We start from the raw sequence: 19,775 nt of genomic DNA on the forward strand, positions 1-19,775 counted from the left end.
GCAGCCCGGTCACCTTCGTTCGCGGCGGGCCCGGTCGGCGTAAAGACGGCGCTGCTCCAGTTCGATCTTCTTCCAGGGGCGTAGGAGTTCGGCGGCGAGGCGGGCGTCTCGGCGGGACTGGAGCCAGGCGTTCTCGCGCAGCAACCTGCGGTAGCTGGCGAGCCTTCGTTCGGGCAGCGTGCCGTCCTCGATGGCGGCGAGTACCGCGCAGCCGGGTTCGGTACGGTGCTCGCAGTCCCCGTACCGGCAGTCCGCGGCGAGTTCGGTGATCTCGGCGAAGGTCGCGTCGAGCCCGCTGTCGACATCCCAGACGCCGATTCCACGCAGACCGGGGGTGTCGATGAGAATCCCACCGGAAGGCAGCGGAACCAGCTCCCGCCGTACGGTCGTGTGCCGACCCTTTCCGTCCTGCGGCCGAACCCGTCCGACAGCGAGTTTCTCCTCACCCAGCAGGGCGTTGACCAACGTCGACTTGCCCACGCCGGACGGCCCGACCAGGACTGCCGATCGGCCACCCAGCACGGCTTCTCCGGGCGTCGGCCCAGAGCCCGTCGGGTCCGCGACCGCGCCGGCGGCGAGTTCGTCGCGCAGGGCTGCCAGACCGGTCCCGTCGAACGCCGAAACGGTCAGGATGTCGACGCCGGGTGCGGCGGCGGTGACCGCGTCCAAGGCGACGGCGACGGTGGCGGCGTGGCTGCCGTCGACGAGCAGATCCGCCTTTGTCAGAACGATCAGTGGTCGGGCTCCGCTTTCCCAGGCCAGCGTGAGCAGCCTTTCGACGCGGCCGAGATCCGGCTCGGTCGACAGGGTGGCGACCACCAGCACGATGTCGATGTTCGCCGCCAGCACCTGGCCTTCGGAGCGGCCCGACGCCGATGAACGGACGAGGGCGCTGTGCCGCGTGAGCAGCTCGACGATCGTGGGGTCCGCCGCGGTGGACAAGGCCGCCCAATCGCCCGTGCAGGGCGTCAGGTGCGCGTCGCTGGCACGGGTCAGGCCGATCCGGGCGTTGGACATCCCGCGCTCGGTGACCAGATCGCAGCGATCCCGGTCGCGACGGAGGATCCGGGCTGGGATCAGCCCGGCGGCGCGGCGGGGTGCGAACCGTGTTTCGTCGGTGGCGGTCCAGCCATAGCGACGCAGTTCGGCGCCGGGAACACCGGCCGAAGATGCGTTGGTGGCGGCCGGCGGAGGGAACTGCGAAGAAGCACGTCGAGAAGACAACGTCGAGACCCTTGGGTGAGGTGGGTCCCGCTGGCCTTCTGCCACCCATGGTGGAATCGGGAACCGGGCGGAGGAAATCCGCGCGGCGAGGTGACAACGGTCAGTCGGTGACCCGGGGGGAAAGTGGGAAAAACGCTGCACAAGCGATGACAACCCGCGTGGCCATGAGCCACCTCCCGAAGATTCCGACAGCCCGTCGGCATGCCGACCCGGACTGATCCGTTTACCGTGAAAGGACGGTACCATCGCCGCCGCACGGCCCGCCAACCATTTTCCCGCACCGCCCCCGTTGCCCGCCGTCGCGGCTCCGGCGTCGGGTCCAGCGCTCCTTGCCGGTGTGTCGTCGCCGGTGTGGCGTGGCGCGCCATGGCATGGCTGTCGTGTCGTGCGGGTGTGCGGAGCGGGGCGTGATCCCGTGAGAGGTTGACCCCATGTTTCCGGTGACTCCCGCCGCGGCGGGCGCGCTGACGGTGGCCACCCGCTTCTGCTCCCCGGCGCTGCTCAACCACTCCGTCCGCTCCTACCGGTGGGGGGGCGTCGTACGCGTCGGCCCAGGACATCGCTTTCGACGACGAGCTGTACTACGTCGCCGCGCTTGCGCACGACCTTGGGCTCACCGAGCCGTTCGACAGTCATCGGCTGCCGTTCGAGGTCGCGGGCGGACAGCTGGCCTGACACGCGGTCGGGGCACGCCGTGAGGGGTGCGCCGCGTTTCGCGGGCGCACCCCTCGAGTTCCGGTCCGTCGGGTGGGCTGGTCAGGCGGCCAGGGTCACCACGAGGGTCTGGCCGGACTGCGGGCGGTAGAGGAGGAAGTTCGTCGAGCGGTAGGTGCGCTTACCGAGGACGTCGCACCTGACCTGGACGGTCGCGGTGCTGGGCAGCTGCGGGTTGCCGAAGACGGTCGAGAAGCGTCCGCCGACGCCCACGGTCGCGCCATGTGACTCCCCGCCGCCGCTGATCAGAAGCGATTCGGCCGAACCGATGGTGCACCGGACTGTTCCGGTGACCGTCAGCGGATTGTTGATGGTGCCGGCGGCCGCCGGCAGAGCCAGGGGGATGGCGACCAGGGGCGCCGCGATCCCGGCGAGCATGGCAGCGGTCCTGAACCTTGAGATTCCGCGCACGACACACCTCCGAGGCAGGTCAACGACGTGCTACTCCAGGTGTACCCATCGACACCCTAGGTAGTCATGGGGTCCGGGTGAGTGACGTGCGGCCGCCGATCACGCGTCGGCGTGGCAGCAGACCTCCAGTTCCATCCCGTCAGGGTCGCGGAAGAACAGGGACCACTCCGAGCCGAGCCGCTGGATCTCACCAATGTCGGCGCCGTGCTCGCGCAGCCGGTCGCGGGTCGCCTCCAGGGTCGCCAGCGAGTCGACGGCCAGGCCGAAATGGTCGATGGGCCCGCGCCCGCCCATGCGACGCCGATCGACGGCGCCGTCCTCAGCCGACGCTTCGAACACGTTGAGTGCCGCACCTCCACCGAGGTCAAGGATCGTCATCCGAGGGTGACCCTGCTCCGCGGCCATCTCGAAGGTGCTCTTCGCGTCGAAGACGTCGGAATAGAATGCGACGATTTTGTCCAGATCAGACGTGATCGTGGCGATGTGGTTGAAGCCTGTCGTGATCGGCATTGTTCCCCGCTTCTGCCCGGCTACTGGCCCGTTGCCCTCGCCCGCAGGTTATGACCTCAACCGGAGTTCAGGTCAACCGGAGTTCAGGTCAACCGGTGCGTCAGCTGGCCGACTCCGGCGCTCGGAGCGGATCGCTGTTGTCGGCGCTCAGTCGTGCAGGGGCAGGTCGTTGCCGGCGCCGACGGGCCGCTGCCGCGCGATGACGATGGGTGCCTCCAACGGCGCTGTGGGTGCGGCCTCGCCGGGCTGGTGGACGAGGACGGCCGGCGCGTCCAACCGGCTCGGGCGGAGCAGGAGGAAGGTGAGCAGCAGACCGAGGAGCAGGAAGCCGGCGCCCACGAACATGCCGAACGCACTGCCGGCGGCGAAGGCCCGCAGGGGGTCGTGGCCGCTGGCGATGAGGCCCTCGGTCCGGTTGTTGGCCAGGGTGCCGAGGATCGCCAGCGCGATCGCGCCGGAGATCTGCATCGTCACGTTCACGATGCCGGACGCGAGACCCGCGTCGGCGGGCGGGACGTCCCGCATCGCGATCGTCAGCAGGGGGAGAAACGTCAGGGCCGCGCCGACGCCCACGCCCATGAGGGCGATGAACAGCCAGGGAAAGTAGCCGCCGCTGCCGTATCCCTGGAACCAGCCGAGCAGCACCAGGCTGGCGGTCAGCACGACGAGTCCGCTGATGAGAACCGAGCGGGCACCGAGTCGATCCATCAGGCGGGTCGTGATGCCGAAGGAGAAGAATATGATGACCAGGCTTTGGGGGAGAAACGCCAGTCCCGTCTCGATCGCGTTGTAGCCCAGCACCCGCTGCAGGAAAAGGGTGCCGAAGAAGAAGACGCCGAACACCCCGGAGATGGCCGCCGAACGGATCGCGGCCGAGCCGACCAGGGCGCGCTGGCGCAGGATGCGCAGCGGAACGATCGGGTTGGCCACCCGTGCTTCCCAGGCGAAGAACGCGGCGAGCAGGACGACGGCCACCGCACCGGCGATGAGCGTGCGGGCCGAGAACCAGCCATGGTCGGCCGCACCGACGATGCCGGCGATGCCGATCACCGCGGCGACCGTGACCAGCAGGGCGCCCACCACGTCCAGCCCGCCGGTGCCGGTGCCGGGCCGGGCGGGGATCAGCCGCATGCCCGCGATCAGGGAGAAAACCCCGATCGGAAGGTTGATCGCGAAGATCCAGTGCCAGCTGAGCAGCTGGGTGAACAGGCCGCCGAGCAGCAGGCCGATCGAGCCGCCGCCGACAGTGATGATCATGTAGTAGTTCATGGCTCGGCCACGTTCCTGGCCGGCCGGAAAGTCGGTGACGATGAACGCGAGCACCGCCGCCGACGCGAGCGCGCCCCCGACTCCCTGTGCGAAGCGGGCGGCCACCAGGATCTCCTCGCTGGTCGCGAGGCCGCAGCCCGCGGAGGCCGCGGTGAAGATCGCCATGCCGGCCAGGAACACGGACTTGCGGCCGATCAGATCACCCAGCCGGCCCGTCACCAGAAGCAGGCTGCCGTAGCTGACGAGGTAGGCGTTGACGACCCAGGTCAGGCTCGCCTGACTGATCTTCAGATCTTCCTGAATGGCAGGGAGGGCCACATTTAGGACATTGCCGTCCAGAACAATCATCAGTTGGGAGGTGAGCACGGCGAGTAGGGCCAGCCACCGGCGGGTTCGGGTGGGGTCCGCGACATCGGGCTCGGTCATGGATGGTCACTTTATCGGTGACTATCCATGAATATATAGGAGATGAGGGGAGGATAACGTCGTACGATCACGACTGCCGAATCCGCCTCGGCCGGTGGTAGTTCGATCGGCGCCGGTTCGGTGATGTCCGTGACGTCGGCACTCGTCTGGGTGACGCAGGCACTCGCAGTCCCGCCGAGTCACCCGTCACGGTGGGTGTGCGCCCAGGTTCGGCGCCTCGCCGGCCTGATGTACCAGGCGGGCGCTGGGTGCGCTGTGGTGCGCGGGCGGCGCGCGGCGAGCACAGTGCCGGGTCCGGATGTCCGCGGGGTGCGAGGCTGTCGATGTGAGCGGGTGGTGGGAACGGAACATCGCGGAACCGGGAAAAGGGCCGCTGCTGCTGTGCCTGGTGGCTTTTCTGGTCACATTTCTGGTGACGCGGACAATTGTGCGGCTCATCCGGGCCGGGCGCGGCCCTTTTCGTAACATCTCGACCGGCGGACTGCATGTACACCATGTCGTGCCGGGCACGCTCCTTCTGATCAGCGGCGGGATGCTGGCGGTCGGGACACCGACGCACGCCCCGTGGCGGCAGGTCGCCGGGGTGGTGGTCGGGGTTGGAGCAGCCCTGGTGCTTGACGAGTTCGCGTTGATTCTGCATCTGGAGGATGTCTACTGGGAGCAGGCCGGACGAGCCTCGGTCAACGCGGTGCTGCTCGCCGCCGGGATCATGGGCTGTGTGCTGCTCGGCTTCTCACCGCTGGGCGTCGATGACCTCCGGGATCAGGAACTGGCGTTCCGCACGTTCCTGGTCGTGGACATCGTGGTCGGGATGCTGCTGGTGGCCGTCGCGCTGTTGAAGGGAAAGTACGGAATGGCCCTGCTGGGCATCTTCCTGATTCCGCTGGCGGCGATCGGCAGTATCCGGCTGGCTCGGCCCAACTCCCCCTGGGACCACTGGTTCTACGGCCGCTCGCCGGGCAAGGCGGCCCGGGCGGCACAGCGGGAGGCGATGGCGCCGCCCCTGGTCGTCCGCATCCGTACGAAGGCCGAGAACCTGCTCGCCGGCGCGCCCAGCCCCAAGTAGAACCAGCCCCGAGGAGACCCAGCCCCGAGGAGACCCAGCCCAAGGACAACCAGGCTGTGAGGAGGACCAGGCGCGTCAGGTGGCCGCCGCGCTCCGGCATGGCGCTCGCGAACCCGGGCCGGGCGCGCCTGTCCCGGGTTCTCCGTGACAGGCGCGCCGACCGACCCGGGTTAGTCAAGGCCGTCAGTCGGGGAGGCGGTCGAGAATCCAGGCGCTGATCTCCTCGGTCACGGCACTGTGCGGGGTGGGGCGGGATGAGGTGAGGAAGTCGTCGAGCGGGCTTTCCTCGGGCGGCAGGTTGTTGATGTCCGCGTAGAGGTCGTCGTTGGTCTCGATGCCGCGGATCGCGATGGCGCTGGACGTGGGCACGAAGCAGATCGAGCGGTGGGAGACGTCGACGTTCTCGCCGGCGTCCTTGAGGGTGTCCGCCAGGATGCCGAACGACTCGAGGGTGCCGCCGGGCGCACCGTCGAGGTCGGGGAAGTCGTTCGTGCGAACGGTGATCTCGCCGAGCAGGCCGCGCAGCTCCGCGACGACCCGGTCGCGTCCGCCGGCCTGGGTGAGCAGCCGGGTGTCGGTCAGGTACGGGCCGTTGCTGCGCAGGGCCTCGACGCCGGGCGCCACCCCGTTGGCGTGGCCGTTGCCGACACCGTTGGCCACCCCGAGCAGGCGCGGGATGCGCGGCCAGTCACCGACCTGACGCAGCTGCTCCAGCAGCTCGGCGCGGGCCCGATCCTCGGCGGGAACACCCGTGGGCGCCTCGAGGTGACGCCACAGCAGCTGGCGGGACGCCGGGCTGTTCAGCTGCTGGGACAGGGCGTCGTTGACGGGAGCGAGGTGATGGGCGATCGCCTGCAGCGCGATGGGCACGGACGCACCCCGATGCGGGCTGTCGACCGACAGGTACACCCCGACCTGGTGATCCATCCGCTGGAGTTCCATTCTGGCCAGCGCGTAACGGGTGACGATTCCACCCATGCTGAAGCCGCCGACCAGCAGCCGGGCGTTTCCCACCCGTTCGGCGACGGCCCGCTGGATCGCGGCCGTCGCGACCTGCGCGTTGTTCAGGATGGAGGCGGAGCGGTCGTCGAAGCCGATCAGGATCAGGTCGCGACCGCGCTCACGCAGCCGGGTGGCGAACCTGTGTGGCTCACCGTCGACGTGCTCCCAGAAGGCGTCGAAGTTCGTCGGGCCGGAATTGAATCCGTCGGCGAGCAGAACCGGCCGGGTCAGGCCGCGGTTGCCCTGGCCGTAGTAAACCCGGGCGGCACCGCCGGGAAGGGGCCATTCGTCGTCCGCGGCCTGGGCCCGCCGGGCCGGCTGCTCTCCCGCCGGTGTGACCAGACCGATCGGTCCGATCGCCTGCCGGGCGCGCTCGAGATCCTGATTCGCCATTCCGTGTCCTCTCGCTGCCTACAAGTGGTCACTGGAAGTAGTACCTCGACTCCGGTCCGGGGTTGGGCAGGTGCCGGACGGGCCGTGTGTCGCTGATCATCCACGCCGGATCCTGTGATCGTCCGCCGTGTCGTCGGCCTCGATCGAGGCCGCGGCGAGCGGAGGGATGCCGGTCTCGACCGTTCGGAGAGTGACCAGTCTCGGGTCCTGTCTGGCCGGGCGGAGTTCGTCGGTGTGCCGCAGATCCTTGCCAACTTGCGGACAGAATCCGAGGAAGCGGCATATCTTGACATCTGAGCCCGCATGCGCGGAGCTCGGTGTCAGGGCACCGCGTGTCGGGGAAGTCGGTCACTTCCTGTGCATGTGGTTCCACCTGTCCCTGCCGACCGGCCGGGTGTGGCGCGCGGTTCCGTGCCAGGCCCGACTCGATGTCGACCGGACGCTCCCCGGTCAGGGGGCGCCCGGCCCCGCCGTCTGCCGTCCGGTGTCAGTTCTGGGATGGGGCTCGTCGCCGACCTCCCCGCCGGGGGCCAGCGGGATGCGGCCAGTGGGACAGCCGTGTCCCGACCCGTCACCCAGATCACGCCACGCGGATCACACCACCCGGCTCGCCGTGGTGGGCCCCGGAACGCGCCGGCCGCCCACCACCTGTTTGCGCGCCCTTCCATCGGACGACTGTTATGGGGACCACGGACCACATGCCAGCAACACGCCAGCGCAGAAACCCGTTCGCCGCCGTGCTCGCCGCTCTGATCGCGGCTCTGATAGCCCTCGTCACGCTCACCGCCTGCGGGAGCGATTCCGACGGTGACTCCGCCTCGCCCGCGACTGCCAGCTCGGCCGCGTCGACAACCCACGAGGTCGTCGACATGGGCGGTCGGCATGTCACCGTGCCGACCCACCCGAATCGGATCGTCACCAACTATCCGGCCGTCACGCAGATCATCTTCATGCTCGGCGGGATCGAGCGGGTCGTCGGCGTGCCGCTGAGCAACCTCACCACCCTGCCGTTGTTCAAGAAGATCTACCCACCGCTGGCCCAGAAGAAGGCGGTGTTCGGCTCCGACACCACCACCGTCAACACCGAGACCCTGCTCGGCCAGAAGCCCGATCTGGTGGTCCTGACCGCCGGTAACCAGGCGCTCGTCAAGAAGATCACCGACCTGGGTGTGCCGGTGGTGCAGATCGCCTCGTTCCCGAACTACAAGAAGCTCAACGAGGGCGTCGAGTTTCTCGCGGATGTGCTCGGCGGCGAGGCGCCCAAGCGTGCCCAGCAGTACGTCGAATACGTCGACGAGAACGTCACCACCATCAACAAGGGCCTCGAGGGCATTCCGGCGACCGACCGGCCGAAGCTCTACTACACCGCCAACAGCCCGCTCAACACCGAGGGCGGCGGTTCGATCATCGACAACTGGTCGACCCTTGCCGGTGGGGTCAACGTCGCCACCGCGCACGGTGTCCAGGGCACCATGAAGGACGTCTCGGCCGAGTCGATCGTCCAGTGGGACCCCGAGTACGTCTTCTGCCGCGATGCCTCCTCCTGCCGCGCCATCCAGGCCGACCCGCGCTGGTCCTCGGTCTCCGCGGTGCGCGACAAGCACCTGATCGTCAACCCGCGCGGCGTGTTCGTCTGGGCCGCGCGCAGCGCCGAGGAAGCCCTCCAGCCCCTCTTCGTCGCCAAGACCCTGCACCCCGCGCAGTTCGCCGACGTCAGCATCGAGAACGAGATCAAGGAGTTCTACAAGACCTTCTACTCCTACGACCTCACCGACGCCGAGGTCACCGGAATCCTCAACCCGACCCAGCCCTGACGTCTCCCGTCGATCTCTGACGTCGCACACCTGACGCTCATCCGGGCCGGCCTCATGTGCCGCCCCGGGTGAGCGTTGTCGGGCATGTCCGGCCGGGTCGGCGCGATGGCCTGTTCGCAGGCGCCAGGCGCATGCCGAGGATTGTTCGGCCTCGGGCCGAGGGCTGTTCGGGATTTCGACCCCTGTGCTCCGAACATGCCTCGGCACGGCGGCCGATGATGAAGATCATCTCCGCTGATGTCACGCCCGTGCCGTCGCCGCCGACGGATCGTCGCCGGTGGGGCGTCCTCGCGTGATCCGCGGATGCGGACGGATGCGAACGGATGAGGACGGATGTGGACGGATGTGGCCTCGATTGGGCGGAGCATCGGCGAGTTACAGTCGAGGTTCGGGGTAGTTCACGCCCGGGCATGTTCGAGGGCATGTTCGAGGGCATGATCGAGGTCGGGGCGAGATCGTACGAGCGAGGGACGAGCGGCGCGCGGCTGGAGCTGGCCCGGGGGTGGGGTCGGTCGGGCAACGGGCTCGCCAGGAAACGGAGCCGGCACGTGCATCCAATAATTGTGATCATGATGCCGGGCTGTGCCCCTGGTGATGCGGCGTGTTCGCCGATGGCCGTCTGACCCGGGATGGCCGAGTCACGCGGAAGAGACTCACGCGGAAGAACCGCATCGGCGCGCCAGCCCGCCAGGGCGCGGGCCGCGCAGCAGTTCTGGCAGTTATCCGATGACCAGCTGGCGAAGCTGCTGGATCTCGCCGCCCAGGTCGATCGGCTGGAACTGAAACTGACCGTCCCACCACATGCTCATGAGGCGGTCTGGGACGCGCTCGACCTCACATTTCCACGGACCCCCACCCACCGTGTCTACTATCTTGACACCCCGGATCGGGCGCTGCACCGCAGGGGAATGATTTTGCGGGTCCGGCGCAGCTCCAGCGGAGCGGATGATTCGGTGGTGAAACTGCGTCCGGTGGTTCCACGGGGCCTGCCGGCACAGCTGCGGCAGCGGCGGGACTTCGTCGTCGAGGTGGACGGGATGCCCGGCGGCTATGTCTGCTCCGGCGCCCTCAAAAGCCGGCTGGATGCCAGGGTCGCGAAACGCGCGGTCAACGGACGGCGCTCGCTGCGCGCCCTGTTCACCGAGCCGCAGCTGCGCCTGGTCCGGACCCGTCTCAAGGGCGGTCCGGATGTCGATGATCTGCGGGTGCTCGGCCCGGTCCGGGCCTATCGGCGCACCCTGGGCATCGCCGGTCACGACCGGCCGCTCCTCGCGGAGCGCTGGGTCTTTCCCGACGAGTCGGAGATCCTCGAACTGTCGACCCGCTGCGCACCCGACGCGGCACTGCGGGCCGCCGCCAGCACCGCGACCGTCCTGGGTGATCACGGTATTGACCTGGGTGGGCGGCAGCAGACCAAGACCCGCGCCACGCTGGACTACTTCACCGGGCAGCGGCGCACCACCTGACACACCCACCGCGACCGCGTCCGGCAGGCACCGCGCCCCCGGGGACGGAGCGCGACTGGCCGCCGCCGCGCCGGGAGAGGCGAGACGGCGGCCAGGGGCGGGTTACTTCGTCGCGGGTGTGGCCTTCTTCTTGCGGTTGGTCTTGGGATCGAGACGCCGCAGCAGGACGGCGGTGAGGCCGACGAACACGACGGTGACGGCGAGACCGCCGCCGATGTCCATCGCGAACTGCTTCTTGGTGTGGTCGAACAGAGCGTCGCGTTCCGGGGAGTTCGGGTTGATCGGAATCGTTTCGCCGCTGGCGACCGGCTGGCCGTTCACCGTCTTCGGACGCTGGACCCCGGCACGTGTGATCACGTTGAAGTCGGCGTCGGAGGCCAGGGCGGCGTAGCCCCAGCGGGCGGGGGAGATGACCGAGACCTGCTGCAGGCCGACCTGCCCCGAGACCGGCACGATACCGGCGGAGAACACCAGCTGGATCATCGTGACGATGACGAGCAGCGGCATCGTCTTGTCGGCGTTGTCGACCAGTGCCGAGATCACCAGACCGATCATGCCGGAGGCGAAGGTGACGATGAAGATGGCGAGCATGCAGTCCAGCAGGGAGTTGCCGAGCAGGAGAGCACCGGGTGGTTGTCGGCCGGCGAGTCCGATGACGGTGAAGGGAATGGCCTGCAACGCGGTGATGATGAACAACACCAGCACCTTGGACCCGACATACGCCGTTCGGGACAGACCGATCGCACGTTCTCGTTGGTAGATCGCCCGTTCCTTGACGATTTCCCGCACCGAGTTCGACATGCCCATGAAGCAGGCGCACAGCACCATGATCAGGAAGATCGTGGGGCCGTTCGAGTTCGGGGTGAACTTGTCGTTGGTGTCGGCGAAGTCGCCGCCGATGAACCGGGGAATCGTCCCGAGGACGAACGGGAACGCGACGGCCAGACGCAGATAGCCCTTGTCGGAGGCGATGACCGACATCGTCCGTTTGCTGAGTGACACCAGCTGGGACAGCACCGTCTGCTGCCGGATACTGGGCAGCTCCTCCGGTTCCGGCCGCGCCGACGGCGCCGTCACCGACGCCGGGACGTAGTGCCGGGACTGGCGGAACCGCGCCGCGGACTCGGCGCCCGGGTCGTCCTGCAGTCGCAGGAACACCCACGGGTAGCCCTGCTCGCCGAAGAACGGCAGCGCGTCACCGGGCGGGCCGAAGTACGCCACGTGACCGCCGGGCGCCAGCACCAGGACGTAGTCGCACAGGTCGAGCTGCGCCACCGAGTGGGTGACGACGATGACCGTGCGACCGTCGTCGGCGAGCGCTCGCAGCGACTGCATGACCTGGAGGTCCATGCCCGGGTCGAGACCGGAGGTGGGTTCGTCCAAGTAGAGCAGGGTCGGGCGGGTGAGCAGCTCGAGGGCCACCGACACCCGCTTGCGCTGACCACCGGACAGGCGCGCGACCACGGTGCTGGCATGCGGGGTGAGGTTCAGTTCGGCGAGGACCTCGTCGATCCGCCGGGCCCGCTCGGCCTCGGTCACATCCGGTGGGAACCGCAGCTTGGCGCCGTACTCCAACGCGCGGCGGACGGTGAGCGAGGTGTGCAGGATGTCATCCTGCGGCACGTAGCCGATACGGCGGCGCAGTTCGTCGTACTCGTCGTAGAGGTCTCGGCCGGCGTAACGGACGGTGCCCTCGTTGGCGGGGCGGAAGCCCGTCAGCGCGCCGAGCAGCGTCGACTTGCCGGCGCCGGACGGGCCGACGACGCCGAGCAGCGCCTGCCCGGGCAGCCGGAACGTCATGTCGTGCATGAGCTGCTTGTCGCCGGCCCACACGTTGAGGTGCTCGGCCTCGAAGCTGACGTCACCGGAGTCGATGTACTCGACGAGCTGATCGCCCTCGACCTGCAGGACGTGGTGACCGATCGCGATGATGCTGCCCTGGGCGACCTGCGCGCGCTGGATGCGACGACCGTCGACGAATGTCCCGTTCGCCGAGTCGTGGTCGACGAGGTCGATGCTGCCGCCGCGGATGGTCAGCGTGGCATGGTGGCGCGAGGCGAGCAGGTCGGCGATGACGATGTCGCTGCCGCGGGCGCGGCCGATCGTCATGGTGCCCTGGCGTAGTGGATAGGTGGTGCTGCGTTCGTGTTCGCGGTCGAGGCGGGCATGACCGGCGGGTTGGCGGGGTGCGCCACCCGGTCCGCCGCGGCCGGCAGCTGGCCCACCGGCCACCGCGCCGGAGTGCGCCATCTCCCGCGACGGGGCGTTGGTGGAACGCTGTGACGCCCGCGGCGGCAGGTAGTCCGCCTGGCCGGGCAGCATGGTGTGCTGGTCGGCGTCTGCGCTGAACGAGCTGCCGTACCCGTCGCCGCCGCCGTACGGGTCGCCGTAGGCGCCGCCGGTGTCGCCGTAGCCGTCACCTGGCCGGCCGGTGGATTCGGCCCGGATGATGACCTCGGGGCCGCTCGGTGTACCCAGCCGGAACCGCGTCTCGCCGCGGACCTCGACCACGTTCAGCATTCGGGCGCCGCTCAGCCACGTTCCGTTGGTGCTGACGTCGCGTACCGCCCAGCCAGGACCGATCTGTTCGATCATCAGATGCTGTCGGGAGACCTGGCTGTCCGCGATCACATGGTCGGAGTTGCGAGCCCGACCGATGATGAAGCGCGGCTGTCCCTGTGGCACAGTCACCTCCCCGGCCATGCTCGTCACCTTCAGAACGGCCGTGGACATGCATCTCCCCCTCGCGACGAAGAACCGGCTGGTCAGGACGGCCGATTCGCCGCGAGCATAATCGGTCGCACCGCCCATGAGCGTCCATTGACCGAAAGCCGACGAAACGCCGCGACGGTGTCGGAGCACGCGATGGGACAGTGCGCTCGTCCGTTGTTCCCGGGTTGCGACGCGGGCGCGGGAGGGCGGTGCTGGTTTCTGACGGCGGGTGTCAGCCGAGGCGACGGACGGTGATCCGGGTGAAGGAGTCGACGTGGATTCGGTCACCGTCGGCTAGTGGGATGGTGCGACCCGGTGTGATCGGACCGGGGTCGTCGCCGATCCAGGTGCCGTTGGCCGACCCGGCGTCGGTGACGGCGAGCCGGCCGTCCTCTCCCGGCCGGTACAGGGTCTGCTCGTCCTGGTCAGGCTTCGGGCTGGCGCGGATCGTCCTGGGTGCCGGCTGGGCCCGGGGTCGGGGCGGTGGGCCGCGTGGGTGCGCCGGCGGCGCGGGCGCGGATGTCCTCCAGGCTGGCTTCCAGGACCGACCAGACCGCCGACAGACTCTCGGCGAGCTCGTCCCGTCCGCTGAGCAGCTGGTCGGTCACCGGGAGGTCACCATGGCCGGTGTCGGCGCCCGGCGTTGTCCCGCCGCTGGTGACGTCGGCGGAGGTGGGCGGGGTGCGGCGTCCGGTGAGGGCGGTGAAGGCGAGGCGGGCCAGCTCCAGCAGGCGGCGGTCGGTGGCTTCGACCACCACGGCCGAGCCGGTCAGCCGAAGTGACATGCCGCGCCGACCGGTGACCTCGGGTAGCTCGTCGGAGGTGCCGCCTGGATCGGTCTGCCGCAGGGCGTCGCGGGCCGCGGCGAGGTCGAGGCCGAGGCCGGTGAGTGTGCGCGTCGCCGCACTGTCCGGATCGGCGAGCAGTGCCAGCAGCAGATGATGCGAACCCACCGGGTCCGCGCCGGCCAGACTCTGCGCGCCGGCGATACCGGCATCGGCCGCCGACGTTCGGCGCGGCGTGCGCTCGCCACCAGCCGACAGGCCGAGCGGGACGGCATCGGCACCCCCGGCGAAGCCGCCTCGGCGGGCATGTCGCCGATCACCCGCGCCCGGTCGCCCGGTCGCCCGGTCGGGCACCTCGGCGGCCAGCACGAGGATCCGGGCGCGCAGCTGGTCGAGGTCCACGTTCCATTCGGCCAGCAGCCTGGCGGACACCCCGCCGGTGACCGCCAGCAGACCGAGCAGGAGGTGCTCGGTGCCGATGCGGTTGTGCCGCAGGCTGACCGCCTCCCGCAGGCCCTTCTCGAGGACCTTCTTGGCGCGCGGTGTGAAGGGAATGTGGCCTTTTACGGGGTTCTTCCCACGGCCGACCGCGGCGACTACCCGCGACCGGGTCATCTCCAGGGTCAGATCGATCTCGGTCAGGGCCTGGGCGGCGATGCCGTCGGTCTCGGCGAGCAGGCCGAGCAGGAGGTGCTCGGTGCCGATGTAGTTGTGGTCCAGCCCGCGTGACTCCTCCTGGGCGAGGACGACGACCTGGCGGGCGGCGGAGGTGAATCGCTCGAACATGCCTTCAGGGTCAACTCTCTTTCTACCATGGTCAATACCATGCTAATAACAGGGTGGACGGGGAGGCTGGCTATGACCTGGGACGATCGGCTGGACCAGTGGGATGTCGAACGTGAACTCGCCGCCCAGCTCGAGGACTCCGACTGGGTGACCCTGCAGGAGGCCTCCACCCGCACCGGGGTCTCCCGCGCCGCGCTGCGAACCTGGTACCGGGGCGAGCTGATCCCGTCCCGGCTGGTGGACGGCCCGCACGGCCCGCAGCGGCTGGTTCCGTTGGCCATGGTGGCCACCCGGGCGCAGGAGTCACCGCGGCTGCGGCGGGGCGCGCAGCGTCGCCTCGGTGAGGAGGCGCAGCTCGCGCTGCTCGAGCACCGCGTCGCCGAGCTCGAGGCCCGCGTCGCCGCCCTCGAGCGGGGCGCGGAGAATCAGACCGATGGGAGCGCGGGAACTGACGGTCCGTGAACTGAACCGGGCCCTGCTGGCCCGCCAGGGGCTGCTCGAACCCCTGGCGGTCGATGTTGTGGCCGCGATCGAGGCGATCGGTGCGGTGCAGGCCCAGCAGTGGTCGGCGCCGCCGGTCGCGCTCTGGTCGCGGGTGGCCGGGTTCGACACCGCCGCGCTTCACGACGCGCTGGCCGGGCGTCAGGCCGTCCTGGGCACCCTGCTGCGCGGCACCCTGCACCTGGCCAGCGCCCGGGAACACGCCGCCTACGCCGCTGTGGCCGAGCAGTCCGGGGTCACCCGCTGGGAGCGCTCCGGCACTCCGCTGCCCGCGTCGGCCGTCGATGCGGTGCGGGCCGCGGTAGGCGAGTTCTGCGCGGACACGCCGCGCTCGGACGCGCGGATCGCCGAGTTCCTCGACTCCTGGGTCGCGGCCAACCCGATGGTGCTCCCGGCGGCGGAGGTCACCTGGCAGCAGGCCCACGGCTGGCGTCCGGTGCGCACCACCCCGGATCTGGTCCGGGTTCCCGCCGCCGACCAGTGGGCCAAGGCGCCCAAGCTGTCCCTCGCCGCGCCGAACCCCCGCGGTGCACCGACGCGCACCGCGGCGAGTACGGCGGACGCGGACGCGCTGATCGAGGTGACCCGCCGGCATCTGCGTGCGTTCGGCCCGGCCACGGTCGACGACGTCGCCTGCTGGACGGGCGCACGAACCCCGCGCGTCAGGGCCGCCCTCGAGGCCCAGGACGACCTGCTGCGCGCCACCGGCCCGACCGGGAACGTCTGCTACGACCTGCCTGACGCCCCTCGCCCCGGCGCCGACACTCCCGCACCGGCGCGTTTCCTCGCCGCTTTCGACAGTGCGCTGCTCGCCTACCATCCCAGCAGCCGGGAACGGATTCTGCCAGCGGCGTTCAAGAAGGCGGTCTACTCGGCCGGCAACCTGCGGGTCCTGGCGACCTTCCTGGTGGATGGCCTGGTCGCCGGCACCTGGGCCGCCAGCGGTGGCCGACGCGCCGCCGAACTCATCCTCACCCCCGCCGCCGACGTGGGCACCCCGCACCGCCGAGAGCTGGAAGCCGAAGGCGAACGTCTGCTCGCCTTCCTGTACCCCGGCGCCACGCCGACCATCAGCTGGTCCTGACCGGCCGGCCCCGTCCCGTCGTCAGGAGAGCAGCTGGCGGATGTCGTCGGCATCAAGGGTGGTGTCGACGAACTCGCCGCCGTCCAGGACGCTGGCGAACAGCTCGGCCTTGCGGGCCTTCAGCGCCATCACCTTCTCCTCGATGGTGTCGCGGGCGACGAGGCGATACACCATCACATTGCGGGTCTGGCCGATGCGATGAACCCGGTCGACGGCCTGGGCCTCCGTGGCGGGATTCCACCACGGGTCAAGCAGAAAGCAGTAGTCCGCCTCGGTGAGGTTCAGACCCGTGCCGCCGGCCTTCAGGCTGATCAGGAACACGGGGGCCGCGCCGGACTTGAACCGGCGTAGCACGGACGGTCGATCACGGGTGGTTCCGTCCAGGTAGCAGAACTCGATGCCGGCGGCGGTGAGCGCATCCCGGACCCTGCCGAGGAAGCGGGTGAACTGGCTGAACACGAGCGCCCGGTGGCCGCCGTCGACGACATCGCGCAGCTGCTCGAGCAGGACGTCGATCTTGGCGCTGGCGAGTGCGTCGTGGGCCTCGTCGACGAGACCGGCGTGCAGGCTGAGCTGACGCAGCGTTGTCAGGGACTGCAGGATCGTGAAGCGGTTGCGGTTCAGGTCGTCGACCAGGCCGAGGACCCGCTGCCGTTCCCGCTGCAGCTGGACCTGGTAGATCCTGCGGTGGCGGGGGTGCAGGTCGACGTCGATGACCTGTTCCTGTTTGGCCGGCAGGTCGGGTGCCACCTGCTCCTTCGTCCGGCGGATCAGCAGTGGGCGGATGCGGCTGCGCAGCTGGCCGAGCAGGTCGGAGTCGCCGAGTTTCTCGATGGGGCGGGCGTAGTACTCCTGAAAGCGAGCACGGTTCGGAAACAGACCCGGTGCGGTGATCGACAACAGTGACCACAGTTCCATCACGTTGTTTTCCAACGGTGTTCCGGTGACGGCCAGTTTGAAGGGCGCGGGCAGCAGCCGCGCGCACTGGTAGGCCTTCGACTGGTGGTTCTTCACCGTCTGCGCCTCGTCCAGGATCAGACCGGCCCAGGTGGCGGCGCGGTAGTCCTCGGTGTCGAGCCGGAACAGCGTGTACGACGTGATGACGACATCGGCGCCGGCCATGATGTCGGGCAGTGTCTGGCCACGCCGGCGCAGGGTGTCGGTGATCGCCGCGACGCGTAGGTGCGGGGCGAAACGGGCGGCTTCGGTGGCCCAGTTCGCCACCACGCTCGTCGGCGCGACGATGAGAAACGGTGCGAGCCCCGGGTCGCGGTCACGGGCATGGCAGATCAGCGCCAGCGACTGCAGCGTCTTGCCGAGTCCCATGTCGTCGGCGAGAATCCCGCCGAGCCGCAGATCCCACAGAAACGTCAGCCAGCGGAAACCGTCCGCCTGGTAGGGCCGCAGGGCCGCCAGCAGGCTCTCCGGCGGCCGTGTCGCGCCCGCGGTCTCGAACGCGAGGATGCCTCGCACCTGTGTCCGCCACGCCTGAGCCTGATGGACGACGACGCCGAGCGCGACCAGTTCCTCCCACAGCCCGGCCTGGAACCGGCTCAGCCGCAGCGCGCCGTGGGGGCTGTCCCGCAGCGCCGCCGCCTCCTCGATGAGTCGGCGCAGCGAGTGCAGGTCCGGTCGGTCAAGTCGCAGGTAGGCGCCACTGTCGAGGATCAGAAAAGGATCATCCCGGCTCAGTGCCTCGAAGAGCATCGTGAACGCGACCCGCTGGCCGTCCAGGACCAGTGCGACCCCGAGATCGAACCAGTCCGGCTCGTCCTTGGCCTCCCGCGTGGACAGCTCGATCCGCAGCGTGTCCCCGGCGTCGTGGTAATCCGGCGCCTCGCCGGCGATCTCGACGGTGAGGCCGTCGTGCGCGGTGAGCTGTGGCAGCAGTTCGGTGGCGAACCGTATCGTGTCCGCCCCCCGCAGCGTGACCGTCCCCGGCCCACCCGCCGTACCCGCCACACCGGACGTGCCAGGGTGGCGGAGGGTACCGGCGGCGTCGGGAAGCGTCAGGTTGGCGAGGATCTCGGCCTCGGCGGCCCGGTCGCGGTAGGCATCCCGTGGCCCGTCGTCGTACAGGGGCAGCCGCCGCGGTGCGGCACCCGCCGAGGCGCCCCCACCGTCGCTGTCCCCACCGTCGCTGTCCCCACCGTCGCTGTCCGGGGACGGGTCGCCGGCGGGGGCGTAGTCCCATTCCCAGTCGATCTGGACGAGGTGGCTGTCGCCGAAGGCCGCCCGGGCGACCAGGGTCGGCCGGGGCAGCGGTGGCGGGTCGAACGATCCGTCGCTGGAGATGACCGGCGCCAGCCGAGCCAGCCGCGGATAGTAGTCGGCGAGGAACCGGGCCCGGTCGGCGCCCGGAATGCGCATCGCCTGGTCGGACGCGGCCAGCTGGAGCAGTGCGGGCGGCGCCGGCGAGGTGAACCGCACCAGCCGCAGCCGCCCGTTCTCGAACTGGCCGGTGGCCTCGAGCTCGGCCCGGTCGAGGGCGACGGCCCCATGGTCACCGAGGAACGCGAACGGGATGAGATCCACGTCCGAGCCGTCGACCCGCAGCACCGGGCACAGGACGAGGCCCTGCTGGTCGGCGGTGACGTCGAGGCAGGGCCGGGCCGACAGGGGCGGCTCGATGTCGCCCAGCCGCTTGCGGTGGTGTACCAGCCGTACCCCGACGGCCCGCGCCTCGTCGAGCAGTGGCCACAGCCGTGGGCTGCGGAACTCGCTCAGGTCGAGGTATCTGGTGTCGCCGTGGCGGTGATATGCCGCGTACTCGTCGCCGGCCTGGTGGACGGCGTGGATCTCGCGTAGCACCGAGACCTGGTCGTCGTCGAAGCCGCCGTCGCGAAACGTCCCGTGGGACGAGGCCAGCTGGGACCAGGTGGGCGCGTTGATCCAACCGTTCTTCCCCGGCTGCACCAGGCGGGCCATGACCAACGTGGACGGGAGCGCGTGCGCCGCCTGGACCGGCGCACCCGCCGCGAACAGTGACAATTCGATCGCCAGCGGCGTCGCGGCCCGCGGGACGGCATGCCGCGGCGCCTCCGTGAGCAGGTCCGACAAGGCGGAATCCCAGGCGGGTGGGCCCGCCGTCCGCCTGGGCTGACCTGCCCCGCGCACCACGCGGCCGGACCGGCTCGCGGTGCCGCTGCCCGGGCCGAGGCCGGGTACCCGGATCGTCGGAACCGTTGTGGCCACCGGCGCCGCTGACCCGCGCCGGGGCACGGCCAGGTCGCGCGCGTCCGGCGTGGGGATCGACGGTGGCGTCTCGGTGGCGGCCATGTGCACGTAGGCGGCGGCCTGGGCGGCCGCCAGCACCAGCGCGGCCGTGTGCTTGCAGTCGACGGACACCGGGCAGCTGCAGTCGCCGCCGCGGAACTCCCACGGGCACGCCCGAGTGCCCCGGGTGAAGGCCGCCGTGGTCCGGTAGTTCTCGCCGTAGCTGCCGGCCACCCGGCCGGTGAGGGACGTGATCGATGGCTGCCAGGAGACGCCGCTCACGGCGCCGTTGCGGGCGTACCGTTCGCCGCGCCGATACGTCGTCTCGCCGACGATGGCGCGCAGACGATTCCGGTCGACATACCGCAATTCTGCCGGCAGCATGCAGCGACGTTA

The 19,775-nt window shown here is 69.8% G+C and carries 14 protein-coding genes; 5 read left to right on the forward strand and 9 right to left on the reverse strand.

Going from position 1 to position 19,775, the window contains the following annotated elements; translation table 11 throughout:
• Positions 1-9 precede the first annotated feature (9 nt).
• The 4 genes from rsgA to MXD59_RS02400 form a co-directional block, all read right to left on the reverse strand.
• Entirely contained in the window at positions 10-1,224 is a 1,215-nt protein-coding gene (gene rsgA, locus MXD59_RS02385) for a ribosome small subunit-dependent GTPase A (protein WP_248823273.1), read from the reverse strand.
• A gap of 756 nt (positions 1,225-1,980) precedes the next feature.
• Positions 1,981-2,316: a hypothetical protein gene (locus MXD59_RS02390; protein ID WP_248823274.1), complete on the reverse strand. Its 336-nt coding sequence runs from the start codon at positions 2,314-2,316 to the stop codon at positions 1,981-1,983.
• Between the two features lie 132 nt (positions 2,317-2,448).
• Complete coding sequence (locus MXD59_RS02395; protein ID WP_248823275.1) at positions 2,449-2,859, reverse strand: VOC family protein; 411 nt, start codon at positions 2,857-2,859, stop codon at positions 2,449-2,451.
• A gap of 147 nt (positions 2,860-3,006) precedes the next feature.
• Complete coding sequence (locus tag MXD59_RS02400; protein ID WP_248823276.1) at positions 3,007-4,554, reverse strand: MFS transporter; 1,548 nt, start codon at positions 4,552-4,554, stop codon at positions 3,007-3,009.
• Between the two features lie 325 nt (positions 4,555-4,879).
• Here MXD59_RS02400 and MXD59_RS02405 point away from each other — a divergent pair, with 325 nt between their 5' ends.
• Positions 4,880-5,620, forward strand: a complete 741-nt coding sequence (locus MXD59_RS02405; protein ID WP_248813176.1) for a hypothetical protein — start codon at positions 4,880-4,882, stop codon at positions 5,618-5,620.
• A gap of 183 nt (positions 5,621-5,803) precedes the next feature.
• Here MXD59_RS02405 and MXD59_RS02410 read toward each other — a convergent pair whose 3' ends face one another.
• Complete coding sequence (locus tag MXD59_RS02410; RefSeq protein WP_248823277.1) at positions 5,804-7,015, reverse strand: lipase family alpha/beta hydrolase; 1,212 nt, start codon at positions 7,013-7,015, stop codon at positions 5,804-5,806.
• A gap of 698 nt (positions 7,016-7,713) precedes the next feature.
• Between MXD59_RS02410 and MXD59_RS02415 the strand changes: the two genes are divergently transcribed.
• Together MXD59_RS02415 and MXD59_RS02420 are read left to right on the forward strand one after the other, a co-directional pair.
• Entirely contained in the window at positions 7,714-8,829 is a 1,116-nt protein-coding gene (locus MXD59_RS02415; protein ID WP_248823278.1) for an ABC transporter substrate-binding protein, read from the forward strand.
• 629 nt (positions 8,830-9,458) lie between these two features.
• Positions 9,459-10,295 (forward strand): CYTH domain-containing protein, encoded by an 837-nt coding sequence (locus MXD59_RS02420; RefSeq protein ID WP_248823279.1) that lies wholly within the window; start codon positions 9,459-9,461, stop codon positions 10,293-10,295.
• A 102-nt stretch (positions 10,296-10,397) separates the two neighbouring features.
• On the opposite strand, the gene MXD59_RS02425 is transcribed toward MXD59_RS02420, so the two are convergent.
• From MXD59_RS02425 to MXD59_RS02435, 3 genes are all read right to left on the reverse strand, one after another.
• A complete protein-coding gene (locus MXD59_RS02425; RefSeq protein WP_248823280.1) occupies positions 10,398-13,028 on the reverse strand; it encodes an ATP-binding cassette domain-containing protein in 2,631 nt (876 codons plus the stop codon).
• A gap of 211 nt (positions 13,029-13,239) precedes the next feature.
• Positions 13,240-13,455, reverse strand: a complete 216-nt coding sequence (locus tag MXD59_RS02430; protein ID WP_308301638.1) for an FHA domain-containing protein — start codon at positions 13,453-13,455, stop codon at positions 13,240-13,242.
• Positions 13,433-14,578, reverse strand: coding sequence for a Clp protease N-terminal domain-containing protein (locus MXD59_RS02435; RefSeq protein WP_248823281.1), 1,146 nt, complete (start codon positions 14,576-14,578; stop codon positions 13,433-13,435). The genes MXD59_RS02430 and MXD59_RS02435 overlap by 23 nt, the downstream gene beginning before the upstream one ends.
• Positions 14,579-14,650: 72 nt before the next feature.
• Between MXD59_RS02435 and MXD59_RS02440 the strand changes: the two genes are divergently transcribed.
• Together MXD59_RS02440 and MXD59_RS02445 are read left to right on the forward strand one after the other, a co-directional pair.
• Positions 14,651-15,040 carry an excisionase gene (locus MXD59_RS02440; protein ID WP_248813188.1) on the forward strand — a complete coding sequence of 130 codons (390 nt, stop codon included), beginning with the start codon at positions 14,651-14,653 and terminating at the stop codon, positions 15,038-15,040.
• Positions 15,012-16,163 (forward strand): winged helix DNA-binding domain-containing protein, encoded by a 1,152-nt coding sequence (locus MXD59_RS02445; RefSeq protein WP_248823282.1) that lies wholly within the window; start codon positions 15,012-15,014, stop codon positions 16,161-16,163. Before MXD59_RS02440 ends, MXD59_RS02445 begins: the two co-directional genes overlap by 29 nt.
• A 21-nt stretch (positions 16,164-16,184) precedes the next feature.
• Here the strand turns inward: MXD59_RS02445 and MXD59_RS02450 are convergent, their stop codons facing one another.
• Entirely contained in the window at positions 16,185-19,763 is a 3,579-nt protein-coding gene (locus MXD59_RS02450) for a DEAD/DEAH box helicase (protein ID WP_248823283.1), read from the reverse strand.
• Positions 19,764-19,775 lie beyond the last annotated feature (12 nt).

This window comes from Frankia umida, assembly GCF_023242945.1.
Classification (GTDB): domain Bacteria; phylum Actinomycetota; class Actinomycetes; order Frankiales; family Frankiaceae; genus Frankia; species Frankia umida.